This window comes from Halomonas alkalicola (assembly GCF_030704205.1).
GTDB lineage: Bacteria > Pseudomonadota > Gammaproteobacteria > Pseudomonadales > Halomonadaceae > Halomonas > Halomonas alkalicola.
In genome coordinates this window covers 1,667,607-1,685,286 of the sequence record NZ_CP131913.1, presented here as the reverse complement: position 1 = coordinate 1,685,286, position 17,680 = coordinate 1,667,607, and the positions used below count along the sequence as shown (strand labels likewise).

At 69.6% G+C, this 17,680-nt stretch carries 17 protein-coding genes; 12 read left to right on the top strand and 5 right to left on the bottom strand.

The genetic code is table 11. From position 1 onward, the window contains the following. The first annotated feature begins 50 nt into the window (after positions 1–50). Entirely contained in the window at positions 51–1,538 is a 1,488-nt protein-coding gene (gene sbcB / locus B6N23_RS07975; RefSeq protein ID WP_302140696.1) for an exodeoxyribonuclease I, read from the top strand. A 113-nt stretch (positions 1,539–1,651) separates the two neighbouring features. On the opposite strand, the gene B6N23_RS07970 is transcribed toward sbcB, so the two are convergent. The 3 genes from B6N23_RS07970 to B6N23_RS07965 all read right to left on the bottom strand — a co-directional run bounded on the left by B6N23_RS07970 (position 1,652) and on the right by B6N23_RS07965 (position 5,227). Further along, positions 1,652–3,619: an insulinase family protein gene (locus B6N23_RS07970; RefSeq protein ID WP_439649842.1), complete on the bottom strand. Its 1,968-nt coding sequence runs from the start codon at positions 3,617–3,619 to the stop codon at positions 1,652–1,654. Further along, positions 3,529–4,491 carry an insulinase family protein gene (locus B6N23_RS17115; RefSeq protein ID WP_439649839.1) on the bottom strand — a complete coding sequence of 321 codons (963 nt, stop codon included), beginning with the start codon at positions 4,489–4,491 and terminating at the stop codon, positions 3,529–3,531. Before B6N23_RS17115 ends, B6N23_RS07970 begins: the two co-directional genes overlap by 91 nt. A 61-nt stretch (positions 4,492–4,552) precedes the next feature. Beyond that, the gene (locus tag B6N23_RS07965; RefSeq protein ID WP_305503518.1) at positions 4,553–5,227 is read right to left on the bottom strand and encodes an SOS response-associated peptidase; all 675 of its coding nucleotides are present in this window, start codon (positions 5,225–5,227) and stop codon (positions 4,553–4,555) included. Positions 5,228–5,448: 221 nt separating this feature from the next. Between B6N23_RS07965 and B6N23_RS07960 the strand changes: the two genes are divergently transcribed. After that, positions 5,449–6,066: a TetR/AcrR family transcriptional regulator gene (locus tag B6N23_RS07960; protein ID WP_305503516.1), complete on the top strand. Its 618-nt coding sequence runs from the start codon at positions 5,449–5,451 to the stop codon at positions 6,064–6,066. A 2-nt stretch (positions 6,067–6,068) separates the two neighbouring features. Continuing rightward, on the top strand, positions 6,069–6,794 hold the full coding sequence (locus B6N23_RS07955) for a 1-acyl-sn-glycerol-3-phosphate acyltransferase (RefSeq protein ID WP_305503514.1): 726 nt from the start codon (positions 6,069–6,071) through the stop codon (positions 6,792–6,794). 123 nt (positions 6,795–6,917) lie between these two features. On the opposite strand, the gene B6N23_RS07950 is transcribed toward B6N23_RS07955, so the two are convergent. Beyond that, a complete protein-coding gene (locus B6N23_RS07950; protein WP_169957302.1) occupies positions 6,918–8,189 on the bottom strand; it encodes an HlyC/CorC family transporter in 1,272 nt (423 codons plus the stop codon). Between the two features lie 77 nt (positions 8,190–8,266). After that, a complete protein-coding gene (locus B6N23_RS07945; protein ID WP_302140701.1) occupies positions 8,267–9,067 on the bottom strand; it encodes a cytochrome C assembly family protein in 801 nt (266 codons plus the stop codon). 205 nt (positions 9,068–9,272) lie between these two features. Here B6N23_RS07945 and ffh point away from each other — a divergent pair, with 205 nt between their 5' ends. The 9 genes from ffh (at position 9,273) to thrC (ending at position 17,593) form a co-directional block, all read left to right on the top strand. After that, positions 9,273–10,682 (top strand): signal recognition particle protein, encoded by a 1,410-nt coding sequence (gene ffh, locus B6N23_RS07940; protein ID WP_305503511.1) that lies wholly within the window; start codon positions 9,273–9,275, stop codon positions 10,680–10,682. 122 nt (positions 10,683–10,804) lie between these two features. Then, the gene (gene rpsP / locus B6N23_RS07935) at positions 10,805–11,053 is read left to right on the top strand and encodes a 30S ribosomal protein S16 (protein ID WP_110069981.1); all 249 of its coding nucleotides are present in this window, start codon (positions 10,805–10,807) and stop codon (positions 11,051–11,053) included. A gap of 37 nt (positions 11,054–11,090) precedes the next feature. Continuing rightward, positions 11,091–11,642 carry a ribosome maturation factor RimM gene (rimM, locus tag B6N23_RS07930; protein WP_110069982.1) on the top strand — a complete coding sequence of 184 codons (552 nt, stop codon included), beginning with the start codon at positions 11,091–11,093 and terminating at the stop codon, positions 11,640–11,642. Between the two features lie 29 nt (positions 11,643–11,671). After that, positions 11,672–12,433, top strand: a complete 762-nt coding sequence (trmD, locus tag B6N23_RS07925) for a tRNA (guanosine(37)-N1)-methyltransferase TrmD (protein WP_110069998.1) — start codon at positions 11,672–11,674, stop codon at positions 12,431–12,433. A gap of 156 nt (positions 12,434–12,589) precedes the next feature. Next, complete coding sequence (gene rplS, locus B6N23_RS07920) at positions 12,590–12,946, top strand: 50S ribosomal protein L19 (RefSeq protein ID WP_110069983.1); 357 nt, start codon at positions 12,590–12,592, stop codon at positions 12,944–12,946. A 113-nt stretch (positions 12,947–13,059) separates the two neighbouring features. Continuing rightward, positions 13,060–13,959 (top strand): site-specific tyrosine recombinase XerD, encoded by a 900-nt coding sequence (xerD, locus tag B6N23_RS07915; protein ID WP_110069984.1) that lies wholly within the window; start codon positions 13,060–13,062, stop codon positions 13,957–13,959. A 3-nt stretch (positions 13,960–13,962) separates the two neighbouring features. Then, the gene (locus B6N23_RS07910) at positions 13,963–14,721 is read left to right on the top strand and encodes a DsbC family protein (protein WP_305503506.1); all 759 of its coding nucleotides are present in this window, start codon (positions 13,963–13,965) and stop codon (positions 14,719–14,721) included. A gap of 163 nt (positions 14,722–14,884) precedes the next feature. Continuing rightward, on the top strand, positions 14,885–16,201 hold the full coding sequence (locus B6N23_RS07905; protein ID WP_305503504.1) for a homoserine dehydrogenase: 1,317 nt from the start codon (positions 14,885–14,887) through the stop codon (positions 16,199–16,201). A gap of 3 nt (positions 16,202–16,204) precedes the next feature. Then, entirely contained in the window at positions 16,205–17,593 is a 1,389-nt protein-coding gene (gene thrC, locus B6N23_RS07900) for a threonine synthase (protein WP_305503503.1), read from the top strand. Positions 17,594–17,680: the final 87 nt, after the last annotated feature.

The following is a 17,680-nucleotide window of genomic DNA, read 5'->3' as shown; positions in this document are numbered from 1 at the left end:
GCTGTGCTAGGCTGTGTCTCCATCCCGTCTGACCGTCGGAGAGCCCGCCCATGGCGCCGCCCGCTGCCCCGCTGACCTTCCTGTGGCATGACTATGAGACCTTCGGTGCCGATCCGCGCCGTGACCGCCCGGCGCAGTTCGCGGCGATCCGCACCGACGCCGACTTCAACGAGGTCGGCGAGCCGGTGGAGTGGTTCTGCAAGCCCGCCGACGACTTCCTGCCCCACCCCCAGGCCTGCCTGATCACCGGGATCACCCCCCAGCAGGCGCGCCGCCGGGGCCTGCCCGAGGCGGAGTTCGCCGGCCGCATCGAGGCGCTGATGAGTGCGCCCGGCACCTGCGTGCTGGGCTACAACAGCCTGCGCTTCGATGACGAGGTGACGCGCCACCTCTTCTATCGCAACCTGATCGATCCCTACGCCCGAGAGTGGCAGAACGGCAACTCCCGCTGGGACCTGATCGACGTGGTGCGGGCCTTCCACGCCCTGCGCCCGGCGGGCATCGAGTGGCCGCGCCGCGCCGACGGCGCGCCCAGCTTCCGCCTCGAGGACCTGACCGCCGCCAACGGCATCGCCCACCAGGGCGCCCACGATGCCCTGGCCGACGTGCGCGCCACCATTGCCCTGGCGAAGCGGCTGCGCGAGGCCAACCCCCGGCTCTTCGACTACCTGCAGGGGCTGCGCGGCAAGCGCGCGGTGGCCCGGCTGCTCGACGTGCCGGGGCGCAAGCCGGTGCTGCACATCTCGCGTCGCTACCCCGCCAGCCGCGGCTGCGCGGCCCTGGTGGTGCCGCTGGCCGAGCACCCCACCAACCCCAACGGGGTGATCGTCTACGACCTGTCGATGGACCCGACGCCGCTCTTCGACCTTTCCGCCGAGCAGATCCGCCAGCGAGTCTTCGTCAGCAGCGACGACCTGGCCGAGGGCGAGGAGCGTATTCCCCTCAAGGTCATTCACATCAACAAGTGCCCGGTGCTCTTCCCGGCCAGCGCGCTCAAGGACGTGGAGGGGCCGCACCGGGGCGAGTATGGCGAGATCGTCACCCGCCTGGGGCTCGACGTCGATGCCTGTCGCGAGCACTGGAAGCGCCTCGCCGCCCGCCCCGAGGTGGCGGCGCGGGTCAGCGAGGTGTTTGCTGCGCCGCCCCCGGCGGGCCCGGAGGACCCCGACCTGATGCTCTACGCTGGGGGCTTCTTCTCGCCGGCGGATCGCCAGCAGATGCAGCGGGTGCGTGACAGCGACCCCTGGGACCTGGTGGGGGCGCGCTTCGCCTTCCAGGACCCGCGCCTGGAGGAGATGCTGTTCCGCTACCGGGCGCGCAGCTACCCGGAGACCCTGGAGGGGGAGGAGCTGGCGCAGTGGGAGGCCTATCGCTGGGCGCGCATGAACGATGCCGCGGTGGCCGGCCTCACCCTCAAGGGCTTCGCCCGCGAGATCGAGCGGCTCAACCAGGGCGAACTCGGCGATCGCGAGCGCCAGGTCCTCGAGGAGCTGGTGATGCATGTGGAGGCGATCATGCCCCCTCAGGCCTTCGACTGAGCGCCCGAACATCGGCGATGCCTCGAGACCAAGAGGCCTTGAAGTGAAACAGCAGCGCCCGGCCATGGCCGGGCGCTGCTGTTGTTGCGGGGCAATGCATGCCGGCGCGAGGCCTACTCCTCGATCTCCGGCAGCGGCTCCAGGTGCTGGGCGAGGGCCAGCACGTCGTCCGGCTCGTCACCCGGGTCGAAGGCGACCCGGGCCACCGCCGCCTGGCGCAGCTCGGGCCACAGTTCGCGCAGCTCGTCGGCGCTGACCGCCAGGGCCCGCTCGGCGAGTCGCTCGCGGCGGTCGAACTCGGTGTCGCCGAAGGACATCGCCTGCCACAGGCGGCCGGCGCGGCCGGCCAGGCTGGTATCGCGCTGGGTCAGGCGGTCGTGGACCGCCTGGCGATAGGGCGCCAGGGCCTCGTCCTCCAGGGCCGCCAGGGTCTCCTCGAAGTCGTCCAGGAAGGCGTCGATGCGCGCCTCGATCGCCTCGCTCCCGGTATCCGGGGACTGCACCAGCAGCGCGAGCCCCGGGGCATCGAGCATCGGCGAGTAGCCGGCATGGACCACATAGCCCAGCTGCTCCTCGGTGCGCAGCCGCTGGTAGAAGGGGGTGTCGATCAGCCGGCCGAGCACCGCCAGGCGGGCCTGGCTGGTCAGCGAGCGGTCGGGCCCCTGGAGGTAGCGCAGCACCACCGACTCCTCGCGGCTGGTGTGGGGGGTCAGGCTCGGCAGGTCGGTGTCGGCGCGCAGCGGCGTGAGGTCGGGAATGGCCGCTGCATCGAGGCTCGGCGCCAGGCGTTCGGCGACCCGCCGGCCCAGGGCCTCGGCCTCCTCGGCGCCCAGGTTGCCCACCGCCATGGCCTCCAGGCGAAGCTCGGCCAGCAGGGCATCGCGGTAGTCGCGCAGGTCATCCGCGTCGAGCTCACGGCTCGCCTCCAGCAGGGCGGCGCTGGGCCACTGGGGGCGTACCAGCGCCTCGGCGAGGGTGCGACTGGCCTGGCGGTGCAGCGCCGCCTGGGGGGCGTTGCGCCACTCCCGCTGCAGCCGGTAGCGCACCCGCGCCACGCTGGCGTCGTCCACCTCGCCCTCCTGCAGCTGCTCGAGCACCCGCTCCATCATCCGCTCCTGGCGGTCGCGCCAGCCGGAGAAGGCCAGGGTGATGCCGCGGGCGTGGGCATAGGCCTCGACGTGCTGGCCGGCCAGGCGTGCCGGGTAGAGGGCCTCGTTGAGGCTGTCGTCCAGCCAGCCGGCGAGCAGGCGGGCGAGGGCGGCGTCCCGGGCGGAGCTGGCCGCGCCGGGGTGCTGTAGGCTGAAGCGCCACTCCACCTTGGGGGTGTTGAAGGTGGCATCGGCCATGTGCCAGAGGTCGAAGGCCGGCTCCGCCACCAGCCGCCGCGGGCGCTCGTCCTGGTCGTCGAGCAGGTCGAGGTCCTCGGCGATGTAGGGGTTGGGGGCGGGCAGGGCCAGGCCGGAGAGCGTCGGCGCCTCGTCGTGTCTGTCTTCACCCCAAGGGGCGTGAAACCAGGGGGAGCGCTCCTCGCCCTCCACGTCCGGAGCGCTGTAGAGGCGGATCAGGTTGTCGGGGGTGAGGGCGTCGAGGTAGGCCTCGCTGCGCTCGCGCTCGAAGCCGTCCATGCGATAGGCCGCATACTGCACGTCCTCCACCGGGAAGCGCGAGAGGTTCATGGCCAGGCGCATGGCCTCCTGCAGCGGCGCGCCATGCTGCTGGAAGCGGAACTCCTGCTCGGCAAGGCGCGCCTTCTCGTCGTAGCGCCACGCCTCCAGGCCCTCCTCGCGGACCTGCTCGATGGCGGCGAACAGGGTCGCCTCGATGGCATCGCGGGCCTCGGCGCCGGCCGGTGTCAGGCTGACGTTGACGCTGAACAGGGCGTGCTGGCCATCGCCGCGGGCGACCCCCGCCGAGAGGCCGTCGGCCCAGCCGGCCTCGCGCAGCACCGCCAGCAGGCTGCCGTCCCCCTCGTGGCCGAGCAGGTGGGCGATCAGGTCGGCGGGCTTGTGGCGGTACTCGGCGATGGGATCGGGAATCGGGAACAGCAGGCGCAGCTGGCGGCTGTCGCGCACCGACTGCAGCGCGACCCGCCGGGGCAGGGTGTCGGTAAGCGCCAGCGGTTCGGTGATCTCGGGCGCCGCGAGCCCGCGGTCGGCGATGTCGGCGAAGCGAAGCGGCTCGCCACCATGGCCTCGAGCTCATCCAGCGGCTGGGGTGCCACCAGTGCCAGGTGCATGACGTTGGCATCGTAGTAGCGCTCGTAGAAGTCGATCACCCGGTCGCGCAGGCTGGGCTCGCCCTCGGGGCGGTCGGCCAGTGTCTCGCGGCTGCCCACCGAGAAGCCGGTGGTGGGGTTCTCGGGGGTGAGCAGGCCATTGAGCACGTCGTTCTCGCGGCGCACGTCGTCGCGGATGCGCGCCATGTACTCGGAGTGCACGATGTTGCGCTCGCTCTCCAGCTGGTCGGCGTTGAACAGCGGCGAGATGAAGAACTGGCTGAAGCGGTCCAGGGCCCCTTCCAGGGCGCTCGGGTCGATATCGAAGAAGTAGTTGGTGTCCTGGGGCGCGGTGAAGGCGTTGTGGGTGCCTCCGTGGCGCGAGATGAAGCCCTGGTAGGCGTCGGCCTCGGGGAAGGGCTCGGTGCCCAGGAACAGCATGTGCTCCAGGAAGTGGGCCAGGCCGGCGAGGTCCTCCGGGTCCTGGGCGCTGCCCACCGAGACGTTCATGGAGGCGGCGGCCTTGTCGGCCTCGGGGTCGCTGACCAGCAGGGCGGTGAGGCCGTTCTCCAGGGTCAGTATCCGGTAGTCGCGGCTGTCGTGGGGGCTGACCCGCGGCGTGGTCACCTCGGCGATGGCGTCCGCGTCGGGGTGGGGCTCGGCCACGGCGGGTGCGGCGATCAGCAGGGCCGCGGCGGCGGCCAGTCCGCAGCATCGGGCAGTCAGGGTGGATGGCATCGTCTCTCCTGTGGATCTGGGCGTCGTGGCTCGGCGCATCGCGGTTCGCGGCATCGGGGCCTCAGTCGGGCTGGCGCAGCATGGGGCCGACCGGGTGGGCGCAGGCGGCATCCTGATGCGCGGGGCTGTTCACTCGTCTTGATACCGGGAAAGCGCCCAACAGTTCCCGTGGGGCGGGGACGAGCATGGCCTGGGCTGCCTCCGACGGCGTCTCGGGGTCGAGCCAGCGACGCGCGTCCTCGGGGGCGATCACCGCCGGGAGCCGATCGGTGAGCGGGGCCAGCAGCGGACCGGCGGGCACCGTGATCAGCGCCAGGGAGTCGGTGTGCTGGGCCAGGCTGGTGTGAAAGCGGCACCAGAGCCCGGCCAGCAGCAGCGGTCCGCGGTCGACCCGGGTCACCAGGAAGGGCTGCTTGAAGCGCGGCTGCGCCTTCCAGACGTAGACGCCGCTGGCCGGGACCAGGCAGCGCCGCGCCTGGAAGGCCTCGCGGAACATGGGGCGCTCCTCCAGGGACTCGGCCCGGGCGCAGTGGGGAGCATGGTCCAGCACCTCGAGCCAGGGGGGCGTCAGGCCCCAGAAGAGTCGGCCCAGGCGCGGCACGCCGGCCTCGAGGCGAATGGCCGAGAGCATGCGCCTCGGCGCCAGGTTGGGGCTGGTCACCAGGGGGGCGTCGATGACCAGCCCCGGCAGCAGGCGCTCGAGGTCGAGGGGGGCGATATGCAGTCGTCCGGCCATGGGCGCTCCGCGGGGGATGGGTCGCTCAGGGTAACCAAGGGGCGGGCCGGAAGAAAGGGTGAGGCCGGCTCGGTGACCGCGGCGGAGAGGGGAAATCGGGACGGTGAGGGCGTGGGTATCGAAAACAGTGTTCGAACTGCGCTATCCTTGGGTTCCGGAGTGCGTCGACGTCGCCGCGCTCCTGCTTATGCAATCGCCCGCTCGAGGCTCGCGAGGAAACGATGGCCCGTCCCAGACAGCATGCTCCCGAGGCGCTCCATGCCCAGGTCATGGCGGCTTGCGATGCCTGGCTGCAGGAGAATCCGGTGCACACCCTCTCCCTGCGCGCCCTGGCCCGGGAGGTGGGCTGCGCCCCGAGCACCCTGCTCAAGCTCTATGGCAGCTTCAACAACCTGCTCCAGCACGTCAACATCGAGACCCTGGCCCACCTGCGCGAGGTGATCGAGCCGCTGAGCAGTCAGGCCGCGCCGGAGCAGCGGCTCACCGCCCTGGCGCGCGCCTACTGGCAGTTCGCCCAGCACGATGCCTACCGCTGGCAGCTGCTGTTCGACTATCCCCTGGCTCAGGAGGGCGAGCTGGACCAGCGCCAGAGCGACATGATCGAGGGGCTCTTCCTGCGCGTGGAGGCGACCCTCAAGGAGTACCAGCCGGCCCTGGATGACCTGGAGGCGCGTCGCCTGGGGCGCACCCTGTGGGGCAGCGTCCACGGCCTGGTGCTGCTCGGGCTCAACGAGCGCCTGGGCTACTGGCAGGGCCAGCAGCTCGAGGTGGGCGAGCTGCTCGACCAGTTGCTCTGTACCATCCTGGCCGGGCTCAAGGCTAGGTCGACCGGGACGTGAGCATGACGGGTTGGGAGGCCTTGGGGTGGGGAGTGCTGGTCGGCCTGGGGGCGCTGCTGGCCTGGCGGGTCGTTCGCCGCCCCAGGCCCCTGGTGCGCTGGCTGGTCTACCTGGCGGTGCGCCTCATCTACCGGCTGCGACTGAGTGGCACGGCCCATATTCCCGACCGCGGGGCGGCCCTGGTGGTCTGCAACCACGTCAGCTTCATGGACGCCCTGGTCATCGGCGGCGTCAGTCGGCGCCCGCTGCGCTTCCTGATGGACAAGCCGATCTACGACTCGCCCTGGCTCAACTGGCTGTTTCGCCTGGTGGGGGCGATTCCCGTGGAGTCGGAGCGCCATGATCCGGGCAACGTGCGGCGCGCCCTCCACCAGGTGAGTCGGGCGCTGCGCGATGGCGAGGTGGTGATGCTCTTTCCCGAGGGGCGCCTGACGCCGGACGGCGAGATCCACGCCTTCCGGCGCGGCCTGGAGCTGATCCTGGCCCGTGACCCGGTGCCGGTGGTGCCGGCGGGGCTCTCGGGCCTGTGGGGCTCCTGGACCTCCCATGCCGACGGCCCGGCCCTGAGTGGCCGCCCGCGGCGCTTCCGGGCGCGGGTGGCGCTGCATTTCGGTGAGCCGCTTGCCCCGGGGCGGGCCACCCGGGCGGTGCTGGAGCGGCGGGTGAGGGAGCTCAAGGCCGAGGCCGACCAGCGGGCGCTGCCCGCGGGCGTCGAAGCCCTGGAGTGATGCCGAGACCGGCCGTCCGGCGCTGCCCGCGGGCGTCGAAGCCCTGGAGTGATGCCGAGACCGGCCGTCCGGTGCTGCCCGCGGGCGTCGAGGCCCTGGAGTGACGCCGCTCCCGGGCCGCCCTCAGCGGCGGCGCGGGGCCTGCCAGCAGCGCGCGGCGGTGATCAGGTTGTCGCGCACCTCGAGGATCTCCATGCGCACGCTGCCCACCTGCAGGCAGGCGGGGCCGTCGGGAAAGGCCTCCAGGTGCTCGAGGATCAGGCCGTTGAGGGTCTTGGGTCCGTCGGTCGGCAGCTGCCAGCCCAGCGCCTTGTTGATATCGCGAATGTTGGCGGTGCCGTCGATGAGCTGGCTGCCGTCCTCCTGTCGGTGAATCTCCTGCTCCATGCCTGCCACGTCGGTGGTGAACTCGCCGACGATCTCCTCGAGGATGTCCTCCAGCGTCACCAGCCCCTCCACGTCGCCATACTCGTCCACCACGATGCCGATGCGCCGCTTCTGCTTCTGGAAGTTGAGCAGCTGGGTGTGCAGCGGGGTCGATTCGGGAATGAAGTAGGGCTCGCGGGCCTCCTGGACGATGGCCGCCTTGGTGACCTCGTCCCGTGACAGGAAGCGTGCCGCGTTGCGCAGGTGCAGCATGCCGATGATGTTGTTGATGTCGCCCTTGTAGACCGGCACCCGGGTGTGCTGGCTGGTGCGGACCTGGGTCAGGATCTCCTCCAGGTCGTCGTCCAGATCGATGCCCACCACCTCATGGCGCGGCACCATGATGTCGTTCACGGTGACGTTCTCGAGATCGAGGATCGACAGCAGCATCGCCTGGTGGCGCTGGGGAATCAGGGTGCCGGCCTCATGGACCACGGTGCGCAGCTCGTCGCGGGTCAGATGGTCGCCGCCCCCCTCGATGCTCTTCACGCCGAGCAGCTTCAGCAGTCCGTTGGAGATGACGTTCACCAACCATACCAGCGGATAGAGCAGCCTGAGCAGCGGCTCCAGCACCCGGGAGGCGGGGAAGGCGATGCGCTCGGGCTTCACCGCCGCATAGGTCTTGGGGGTGACCTCGGCGAAGATCAGCACGGTGATGGTCAGCAGCGCGGTGGCCACGGCGGGGCCGGTGACCTCGCCGAAGAAGTAGATGGCGATGATGGTGGCGATGGAGGCCGCCAGGTTGTTGACGAAGTTGTTGCCGATCAGGATCACCCCGATCAGGCGGTCCGGCCTGGCGAGCAGCCGCACCACGCGCCTGGCCCGAGAGTCGCCGCTGTTGGCCTGATGGCTCAACCGGTAGCGGTTGAGCGACATCATGCCGGTCTCGGAGCTGGAGAAGAAGGCGGAGAGACAGATGAGCAGGAACAGTAGGCCGAACAGCAATCCCAGCGGGAAGTCGTCGCTCAAGTCGAAGGATCCTCGTTGCGTGTCAGGCCCGATTTGACGGGACGGGCGCGCGCGCTGTCAAGGCGCCGGGAGCGGCCTCAGCCGCGGCCCAGCAGCACCTCCAGTACGAACTTGCTGCCGAAATAGGCGACCAGCAGCACGCCGTATCCGCCCAGGGTCCACCGCACCGCCCGCATGCCGCGCCAGCCCAGCCGGTAGTGGCTGAACAGCAGCACCGAGAAGATCACCCAGGCGGCCAGCGACAGGATCGTCTTGTGGGCCAGGTGCTGGGCGAACATGCTGTCGAGGAACAGGAAGCCGCTGAGGATCGACAGCGTCAGCAGCCCCACGCCTCCCCAGATCAGCTCGAAGAGCACGCGCTCCATGGTGGTCAGCGGCGGCAGTGCCTGGACCAGTCCGCGGATATGGTGCTGGCGCAGGGCGCGGTTCTGCAGGCCCAGCAGCACCGCCTGCACGGCGGCGATGGCCAGCACGGCGAAGGCCAGCAGCGAGCTCAGGGCGTGCAGGGCGATGCCCGGCGTCAGCCCTTCGACGCGCTCGGGGCTTGGCAGCCCCGCGGCCAGCAGCAGCGCCAGGCCGGCCACCGGCAGGATGCCCACCGCGGCGTTGAGGATCGGCTTGAACAGGCTGACCAGCAGCAGCACCGCGACCACCCCGGCGCTGATCAGGATCACGCTGGTGGAGAGGCCGGGCAGCACGGGTGCGCCGTGGCCGAACAGGCCGATGGCCAGCGGCAGATGGCTGAGCAGCCCGAGCAGCGCCATGCCGCGCACCAGCAGCGGCTGCGGAGAGGCCCGGCGCAGCAGCACCATGCCCTGCCAGGAGGCGGCGGCCAGGTAGAGAAGGAAGGCCAGGAAGGCCAGGGAGAGCGCCTGCATCGATTGCGTTCCGTGCGCCGGTGGAAATGAATGACGTGAGCGTTAATGGCGAGGGCTACTATAACCAATCCCTCGGGCAGCGCACAGCGTGGCGGGTGCGTCACCCTGCCGCCAGGGTCGGCGGCGGATGGCGCGCGCATGGAGACTGCCGGCCACAGCGCGTATAATCGTTTCCACTTTCGGGCCGTCGTCACTGGAGAGGCCAATGTTTCAGAATCTCAGCGAGCGTCTGTCGCAGACGCTCAAGTCCATCAAGGGTCAGGCGCGCCTGACCGAGGACAACATCAAGGACACCCTGCGCGAGGTGCGCCGGGCGCTGCTCGAGGCGGACGTCGCCCTGCCGGTGGTCAAGGACTTCATCGAGCGGGTGCGCGAGCGTGCGGTGGGCCAGGAGGTCTCCAAGAGCCTCTCGCCGGGCCAGCAGTTCGTCAAGATCGTCCAGCAGGAGCTCGAGGCGACCATGGGCGAGGCCAACGAGGGCCTCTCCCTCAAGGGTTCGCCGGCGGTGGTGCTGATGGCGGGCCTGCAGGGGGCGGGCAAGACCACCTCCGTGGCCAAGCTGGCGCGCTACCTGAAGGAGCGCGAGAAGAAGAAGGTGCTGGTGGTGTCGGCGGACGTCTACCGTCCGGCGGCCATCGACCAGCTCGAGACCCTGGCCGGGGAGGTCGGCGTCGACTTCTTCCCGTCGCGCTCCGACCAGAAGCCGGTCGATATCGCCGAGGCAGCGATCAAGCACGCCAAGATCCAGTTCCACGACGTGCTGCTGGTGGATACCGCCGGCCGCCTGGCCATCGACGAGGCGATGATGGCCGAGATCCAGGCGCTGCATAAGGCGGTGGCGCCCCAGGAGACGCTGTTCGTCGTCGACGCCATGACCGGCCAGGACGCCGCCAACACAGCCAAGGCCTTCCACGAGGCGCTGCCGCTGACCGGGGTGATCCTCACCAAGGCGGACGGCGACGCCCGCGGCGGGGCGGCGCTGTCGGTGCGCCACATCACCGGCAAGCCGCTCAAGTTCATGGGCGTGGGCGAGAAGGTCGACGCCCTGGAGCCCTTCCACCCGGATCGCATCGCCTCGCGGATCCTCGGCATGGGCGACATGCTGTCGCTGATCGAGGAGGCCGAGCGCACCGTCGACAAGAAGAAGGCGGAGCAGCTGGCGAAGAAGGTCAAGAAGGGCGAGGGCTTCGACCTCGAGGACTTCCGCGACCAGCTCCAGCAGCTCAAGAAGATGGGCGGCATGGGCGGCCTGCTCGGCAAGCTGCCCGGCATGGGCCAGATGGCCGAGCTGGCCCAGGGCCCCGGCCCGGAGAAGGAGCTCGGCAAGCTCGAGGCGCTGATCAACTCCATGACGCCCCAGGAGCGCCGCCGCCCCGAGATCATCAACGGCTCGCGCAAGCGGCGCATCGCCGCCGGCGCCGGCCTGCAGGTGCCCGACCTCAACCGCCTGCTCAAGCAGCACAAGCAGATGCAGAAGATGATGAAGAAGGCGGGCAAGAAGGGCGGCATGCAGAAGATGATGCGCGGCATGTCCGGCATGATGGGCGGCGGCGGCCCCGGTGGTCCCGGTGGCATGGGCGGAATGGGCGGCCCCGGTGGGATGCCCTGGCGGTAGGCCCGAAAAAGGTTCCCAAGCGGGGCTGTTTTCCGTAGAATGCTGCCTCTTCACTGGCAGGACCGCGATGTCGCGGTCATTGTTGTGACCGAATTCAACTCAACCGAAGGACTGACTAGGCCATGGTTACCATTCGTCTGGCTCGTGGTGGCGCCAAGAAGCGCCCCTTCTACCACCTGACCGTTACCGATTCCCGCAACTCCCGCGACGGCCGCTTCATCGAGCGTCTGGGCTTCTTCAACCCGATCGCCCGCGGTCAGGAAGAGCGCCTGCGCGTCGACCTCGAGCGCGTCGCTCACTGGCAGAGCCAGGGCGCCATGCTCTCCGACCGCGTCGCCGAGCTGGTCAAGGAAGCCCGCAAGCAGGCCTGAGCCTGACTTGCTGTTGTCAGTGTTCACGAGGTCGTCGATGAGCGAACACGCTACCGTGCAGCCCGCTGACGATCATGTGGTGCTGGGCAAGCTGACCAGCCCCTATGGTGTCAAGGGCTGGCTCAAGGTGTACTCGTACACCAGCCCCATGGAGGGCGTGCTCGACTACCCCGAGTGGGTGTTGAGATGTGGCGATCGTCTGGAGCGTCGGCGCCTGGTGCAGGGGCGTCGTCACGGCAAGGGCCTGGTCGCGCTGCTCGAGGGGTGTGATACCCGCGAGGGCGCAGAGGCGCTGGCCGGGGCGGAGATCCTGCTGCCCAAGGCCGAGCTTCCCGACCTCGACACCGGTGAACTCTACTGGCACCAGCTCGAGGGCCTGCGGGTCGTGACCCGCGAGGGTGTCGTGCTGGGCTGCATCGATCACCTCTTCGAGACCGGCGCCAACGACGTCATGGTCGTGAAGGGTGCGCTGGACCCCGAGGCAGTCGACGGCGGAGAGCGGCTGCTGCCCTACCTGCCCGAGCAGGTGATCCTCGAGGTAGATCTCGAGGGTGGGGTGATGACCGTCGAGTGGGATCCCGACTTCTGATGGCCGAGGGCTCCCCCGAGCAGGCGGCGATGTGGATCGGTGTCGTCTCGCTGTTCCCGGAGATGTTCGAGGCGATTACCCGCCACGGCGTTACCGGGCGAGCGGTGGAGAAGGGGCGCATCGCGCTGGAGTTCTGGAACCCCCGGGACTTCGCCACCGACCGCCATCGCACCGTGGATGACCGCCCCTACGGCGGCGGCCCCGGGATGCTGATGAAGGTCGACACCCTGCGCGCGGCTATCTTCGCCGCTCGCGAGCGGGCCGAGCGGGCCACCGGGCAGCGCCCGAAGGTGGTCTACCTGTCGCCCCAGGGGCGACGGCTCGACCAGGCCGGAGTGCAGGAGCTGGCGTCGGGTCCCCCCCTGGTGGTGGTGGCCGGACGCTATGAAGGCATCGATGAGCGCGTGGTGGAAGCGGATATCGATGAGGAGTGGTCGATCGGCGACTACGTGCTGAGCGGCGGCGAGCTGCCGGCCATGGTGCTGATCGACGCCGCGGCGAGGCTGGTGCCCGGAGTGCTGGGCCATCAGGACTCTGCGGTCGAGGACTCCTTCAACGACGGGCTGCTGGACTGTCCGCACTACACCCGCCCCGAGGAGATCGACGGGCGCTGCGTGCCGGAGGTCCTGCTCAGCGGCAACCATGGCGCCATCCGGCGCTGGCGGTTGAAGCAGTCCCTGGGGCGCACCTGGCAGCGCCGCCCCGACCTGCTCGAGGGCAGGACGCTGGACCGGGAGCAGCGCGAACTGCTCGCTGAGTTCATCGAGGAACACGCCCTGTCGACCCGCTAGGACAGGGCGGAGGTGCGGGACACGACAAGCCCCCGAGGCCGTGGACCCGTGTCACCCATCATCTCCCGCGCTCTCGAGCTCGCTCGGGCGCCGGGATCACGATTCATCGGCACTCCAAGCCGACTGATGAATCAGGTTATCAAGGAGTTAGTTGTCATGAGCAGCAAGAACAAGGTGATCCAGGCGCTCGAAACCGAGCAGATGAGCAAGGAAATCCCGGCCTTCGCCCCCGGCGACACCGTCGTCGTCCAGGTCAAGGTCAAGGAAGGCACCCGTGAGCGTCTCCAGGCCTTCGAAGGCGTGGTGATCGGCAAGCGTAACCGCGGTCTCAACTCCGCCTTCACCGTGCGCAAGATCTCCCACGGCGTCGGCGTCGAGCGTACCTTCCAGACCTACAGCCCGCTGGTCGACTCCATCAGCGTCAAGCGTCGCGGCGACGTGCGCCAGGCCAAGCTGTACTACCTCCGCGAGCGCAGCGGCAAGTCTGCCCGCATCAAGGAAAAGCTGGCCTGAGGCTGCCGCCTCGGCCGCTGGTGGGCCGGGCGCTGCCCGGCCCCGCGAGACCCCGTCACCGCACCCGCGGGGCGGGGTCTCGTGCCATCTGGGCCACGCCTTCCTGACGCGCCATGACCTCGCCCGACAACGCTTCCCGCATCGATGCCTTCCTCGACGCCCTGTGGCTCGAGCAGGGCGTGAGCGAGCATACCCTGGCGGCCTACCGCCGCGACCTCTCGGCCTGGGCAGGGCGTCTCGACGCCCGGGGCGAGGCGCTGCTGGCGCCGGCCCCGGAGGCGCTGCCTGGCTGGCTCGATGAGCGCCGCGAGGCGGGCTATCGCCTGACCAGCAACGCCCGGCTGCTCTCGAGCCTGCGGCGTTTCTACCGCTGGGCCCTGGAATCCGGGCTCATCGAGGGCGACCCGCTGGCGGAGGTGCGCCTGCCGCGGGTGCGGCCGGCCCTGCCGGATACCCTGGAGGAGGCCGAAGTGGAGCGGCTGATCGCCGCCCCCGATATCGCCACCGACCTGGGGCTGCGCGACCGGGCCATGCTGGAGGTGCTCTACGGCGCGGGGCTGCGGGTCTCCGAGCTGGTCGGCCTGACCACCGATGCGGTCAACCTGCGCCAGGGGGTGGTGCGGGTGCGCGGCAAGGGCGACAAGGACCGGCTGGTGCCGCTGGGCGAGGAGGCGGTAGAGTGGCTGTCACGCTACCTGCGTGCGGGGCGTGGCGGCCTGATGCGCGACGTCACCCGTCCGGCGCTCTTCCCGGGCCGGGATGATCGTGCCATGACCCGCCAGGCCTTCTGGTACCGGATCAAGGCCCACGCGCGCAGCGCAGGTATCGAGCGACCGCTGTCGCCCCACACCCTGCGCCACGCCTTTGCCACCCATCTGTTGAATCATGGGGCCAACCTGCGTGTCGTACAGCTGCTGCTGGGTCACAGCGATCTCTCGACCACGCAGATCTATACCCATGTGGCGCAGGCGCGCCTGGAGCGCCTGCACGCCGACCATCATCCCAGAGGCTGAACGATGAACATCTCTTTCCGGACCCTGCTTGGCGGCCTGTTGGCCACCACCCTCGGTGCTTCCCTGCTGGTCCAGGCCGACTCGCCACAGGGCCAGGCCGAATGGCTGGCCGAGCGCCTGGCGGTCAACGGCCAGCCGATGCCGGTCCAGAGCGTCAGCGAGACCCCTGTGGCCGGCTTCTTCGAGGTGCTCCTGGAGACCGGCGAGCGCTTCTACAGCGACGCCGAGGGGCGCCACTTCCTGGTCGGCGATCTCTACGAGAACGGCGAGCAGGGGCTGGTCAACCTGACCGAGCAGGGCCGCAACGGCGAGCGCGCCGCGCGCCTGGCCGAGGTGCCGGAGGCCGAGCGGGTGATCTTCCGCGGCGCCGGTGAGAGCCGTGCCGAGGTGGTGGTCTTCACCGATACCACCTGCCCCTACTGCCGGCAGCTCCACGAGGAGGTGCCGCGGCTCAACGAGCTGGGCATCGAGGTGCACTACCTGGCCTTCCCGCGCACCGGCATGAATGCCCAGGGTGCCCGCACCCTGCAGCAGATCTGGTGTGACGCCAATCCCAGCGAGGCGATGAGCACCGCCAAGCGGCAGGAGTCGCTTTCTCGGGGCCAACGCGACAACTGCGACAATCCGGTCGAGGCGCAGTATCATCTGGGCCTGGAGCTCGGCGTCCAGGGCACCCCGGCCATCGTGCTGCCCGACGGCCGTCTGGTCCCCGGCTACGTGCCGGCGGAGCGACTGGCCGCCATGCTCGGCATCGAGGGCTGAGCCCCGCTATCCATTAAACGACAGACACCGGCTCGAGCCGGTGCAGCGGCCTGCCTCGGGGCAGGCCGCACCCGCTGAGACACAGCGTCCGGCCACCTGGCCTGGCCACAGCGCCAGGCCAGGTGGCCGGACCACAAAGAATCATCCGAGCAGGAGCGAGACATTGAAACCGGTGAGAGTAGGAATCTGTGGGCTGGGTACCGTCGGCGGCGGTACCTTCAACGTATTGACGCGCAACGCCGACGACATTGCGCGGCGTGCGGGCCGCCCGATCGTGATCGAGCAGGTGGCCTACCGCACTCCCAACCCCGAGTGCGACCTCACCGGCATCCAGACCACTGCCGACGTCTTCGAGGTGGCCACCAACCCCGACGTGGATGTGCTGGTGGAGCTGATCGGCGGCTATGACGTGGCCCGGGATCTGGTGCTCACCGCCATCGAGCACGGCAAGCACGTGGTCACCGCCAACAAGGCGCTGATCGCGGTGCACGGCAACGAGATCTTCGAGGCCGCCCACCGCAAGGGCGTGATCGTGGCCTTCGAGGCCGCCGTGGCCGGCGGCATCCCGGTGATCAAGTCGCTGCGCGAGGGCCTCGGCGCCAACCGCATCGAGTGGGTGGCCGGCATCATCAACGGCACCGGCAACTATATCTTGACCCATATGCGCGACGAGGGCCGCGCCTTCGAGGACGTGTTGGCCGAGGCCCAGGCGCTGGGCTACGCGGAGGCCGACCCCACCTTCGACGTCGAGGGCATCGACGCTGCCCACAAGCTGACCATCCTCGCCTCCATCGCCTATGGCGTGCCCCTGCAGTTCGAGAAGGCCTTCACCGAGGGCATCTCCCGGGTCACCGCCGCGGACGTGGAGCAGGCCGACAACCTGGGCTACGTGATCAAGCACCTGGGCATCTCCAAGCGCACCGACCAGGGCCTGGAGCTGCGCGTGCACCCGACGCTGATCCCCAAGGAGCGGCTGCTGGCCAATGTGCACGGCGTCAAGAATGCCATCGCTGTGATGGGCGATGCCGTGGGCCCGACCCTCTACTACGGCGCCGGCGCCGGTGCCGAGCCCACCGCCTCCTCGGTGGTGGCCGACATCCTCGACGTGGCCCGCGATATCGCCACCGATCACCACTACCGGGTGCCCTACCTGGCCTTCAGCGGCATCAGCGAGGACGTCAGCCAGCTGCCGATCATGCCCATGGAGGAGATCATCTCCGCCTACTACCTGCGGCTGCTGGCGGTGGACCGCCCCGGCGTGCTGGCCCGGGTGGCCACCATCCTCGCCGAGCAGGGCATCTCCATCGAGGCGCTGATCCAGAAGGAGGCCACCGAGGGCGAGCTGGTGCCGATCATCCTGATGACCCACCGCACGGTCGAGAAGCAGATGAACGAGGCGATCCGCCAGATCGAGGCCATGGCCGATATCGCCGGACCGGTGACCCGGATCCGCGTGGAATCACTGGACGAGCAGGAATAACTCATGCGCTACATCAGCACCCGCGGGCAGGCGCCCGCGCTCTCTTTCGAGGAGGTCGTGCTCACCGGTATGGCCAGCGACGGCGGCCTCTACGTGCCGGAAACCGTGCCTCAGCTCTCCCACGACGACCTGGCCGCCATGGCGGGCCTGTCGTACGCCGAGATCGCCTTCCGGGTGATGCAGCCCTACGTCAACGGCGAGATCGATGACGAGACCTTCCGCACCATCGTCACCGAGGCCTATGCCACCTTCAGCCATGACGCCGTGGTGCCGCTCAACCAGCTCGACGCCAACCACTTCCTGCTCGAGCTCTTCCACGGCCCGACCCTGGCCTTCAAGGACGTGGCCCTGCAGCTGCTCGGTCGCCTGCTCGACCACTTCCTGAAGAAGCGCGGCGAGCGTGCGGTGATCATGGGCGCCACCTCCGGCGATACCGGCTCCGCGGCCATCGAGGGGTGTCGCCACTGCGACAACCTCGACATCTTCATCCTCCACCCCTACCAGCGGGTCTCGGAGGTGCAGCGCCGCCAGATGACCTCGGTGCTGGCCGACAACGTCTTCAACGTCGCCATCGAGGGCAACTTCGACGACGCCCAGGCCATGGTCAAGGCGAGCTTCGCCGACCAGTCCTTCCTGAACGGCACCCGGCTGGTGGCGGTGAACTCCATCAACTGGGCGCGCATCATGGCCCAGATCGTCTACTACGTGGCCTCCGCGGTGGCGCTGGGCGCGCCGCACCGCAAGGTGAGCTTCTGCGTCCCCTCGGCCAACTTCGGCAATGTCTTCGCCGGCTACATGGCCTACCGTATGGGCCTGCCGGTGGAGCGCTTCGTGATCGCCACCAACGCCAACGACATCCTGCACCGCACCCTGGCCGCCAACGACTTCTCCAAGCAGGAGCTCAAGGCGACCCTGGCGCCCTCCATGGACATCGTGGTGTCGTCCAACTTCGAGCGCCTGCTGTTCGAGGCCTACGGTCGCGACGGCGCTGCGGTGGCGGCGCTGCTGGAGCGCTTCCAGGCCGAGCCGACCGCCCTGGCGGACGCGCCCCTGGCCAGGCTGCGCGAGCTCTTCGCCAGCCACAGCGTGGATGACGCCACCATCCTCGAGGTGATCCGCGAGGCGCACCACCGCACCCAGGAGATCCTCGACCCACACACCGCCACCGGCTACCGCGCCGCCGAGCGCGAGCGGGGCGAGGCGAGCGTGCCGATGGTGACACTGGCCACCGCCCACCCGGCCAAGTTCGCCGAAGCGGTGGTCAAGGCGGGCTTCCCGGGCGTGCCGCTGCCGCCGCACATGGACGACCTGCTGGAGCGCGAGGAGCGCTACACCGTGCTGCCGGCCGAGCTCTCTGCGGTGCAGCAGTTCGTGGTCGACAACCGCCGCTAGCTTTTCCTTGCGGGGTTGATCCGAGCGCGCATCACCGTCACCAGGGGTGGCCTTAGCATCAGCGAGGGGCGCCGGATCAGCCCCGAG

Excerpts from the sequence above, each read along its gene's own strand:
- B6N23_RS07960 (WP_305503516.1), top strand. The coding sequence starts at position 5,449 with ATGGCCCGTCCCAGACAGCATGCTCCCGAGGCGCTCCATGCCCAGGTC.
- rimM (WP_110069982.1), top strand. The coding sequence starts at position 11,091 with ATGAGCGAACACGCTACCGTGCAGCCCGCTGACGATCATGTGGTGCTG.
- B6N23_RS07965 (WP_305503518.1), bottom strand. The coding sequence starts at position 5,227 with ATGGCCGGACGACTGCATATCGCCCCCCTCGACCTCGAGCGCCTGCTG.
- B6N23_RS07955 (WP_305503514.1), top strand. The coding sequence starts at position 6,069 with ATGACGGGTTGGGAGGCCTTGGGGTGGGGAGTGCTGGTCGGCCTGGGG.
- ffh (WP_305503511.1), top strand. The coding sequence starts at position 9,273 with ATGTTTCAGAATCTCAGCGAGCGTCTGTCGCAGACGCTCAAGTCCATC.
- trmD (WP_110069998.1), top strand. The coding sequence starts at position 11,672 with ATGTGGATCGGTGTCGTCTCGCTGTTCCCGGAGATGTTCGAGGCGATT.
- rpsP (WP_110069981.1), top strand. The coding sequence starts at position 10,805 with ATGGTTACCATTCGTCTGGCTCGTGGTGGCGCCAAGAAGCGCCCCTTC.
- xerD (WP_110069984.1), top strand. The coding sequence starts at position 13,060 with ATGACCTCGCCCGACAACGCTTCCCGCATCGATGCCTTCCTCGACGCC.
- B6N23_RS17115 (WP_439649839.1), bottom strand. The coding sequence starts at position 4,491 with ATGCCATCCACCCTGACTGCCCGATGCTGCGGACTGGCCGCCGCCGCG.
- B6N23_RS07945 (WP_302140701.1), bottom strand. The coding sequence starts at position 9,067 with ATGCAGGCGCTCTCCCTGGCCTTCCTGGCCTTCCTTCTCTACCTGGCC.
- rplS (WP_110069983.1), top strand. The coding sequence starts at position 12,590 with ATGAGCAGCAAGAACAAGGTGATCCAGGCGCTCGAAACCGAGCAGATG.
- sbcB (WP_302140696.1), top strand. The coding sequence starts at position 51 with ATGGCGCCGCCCGCTGCCCCGCTGACCTTCCTGTGGCATGACTATGAG.
- B6N23_RS07910 (WP_305503506.1), top strand. The coding sequence starts at position 13,963 with ATGAACATCTCTTTCCGGACCCTGCTTGGCGGCCTGTTGGCCACCACC.
- thrC (WP_305503503.1), top strand. The coding sequence starts at position 16,205 with ATGCGCTACATCAGCACCCGCGGGCAGGCGCCCGCGCTCTCTTTCGAG.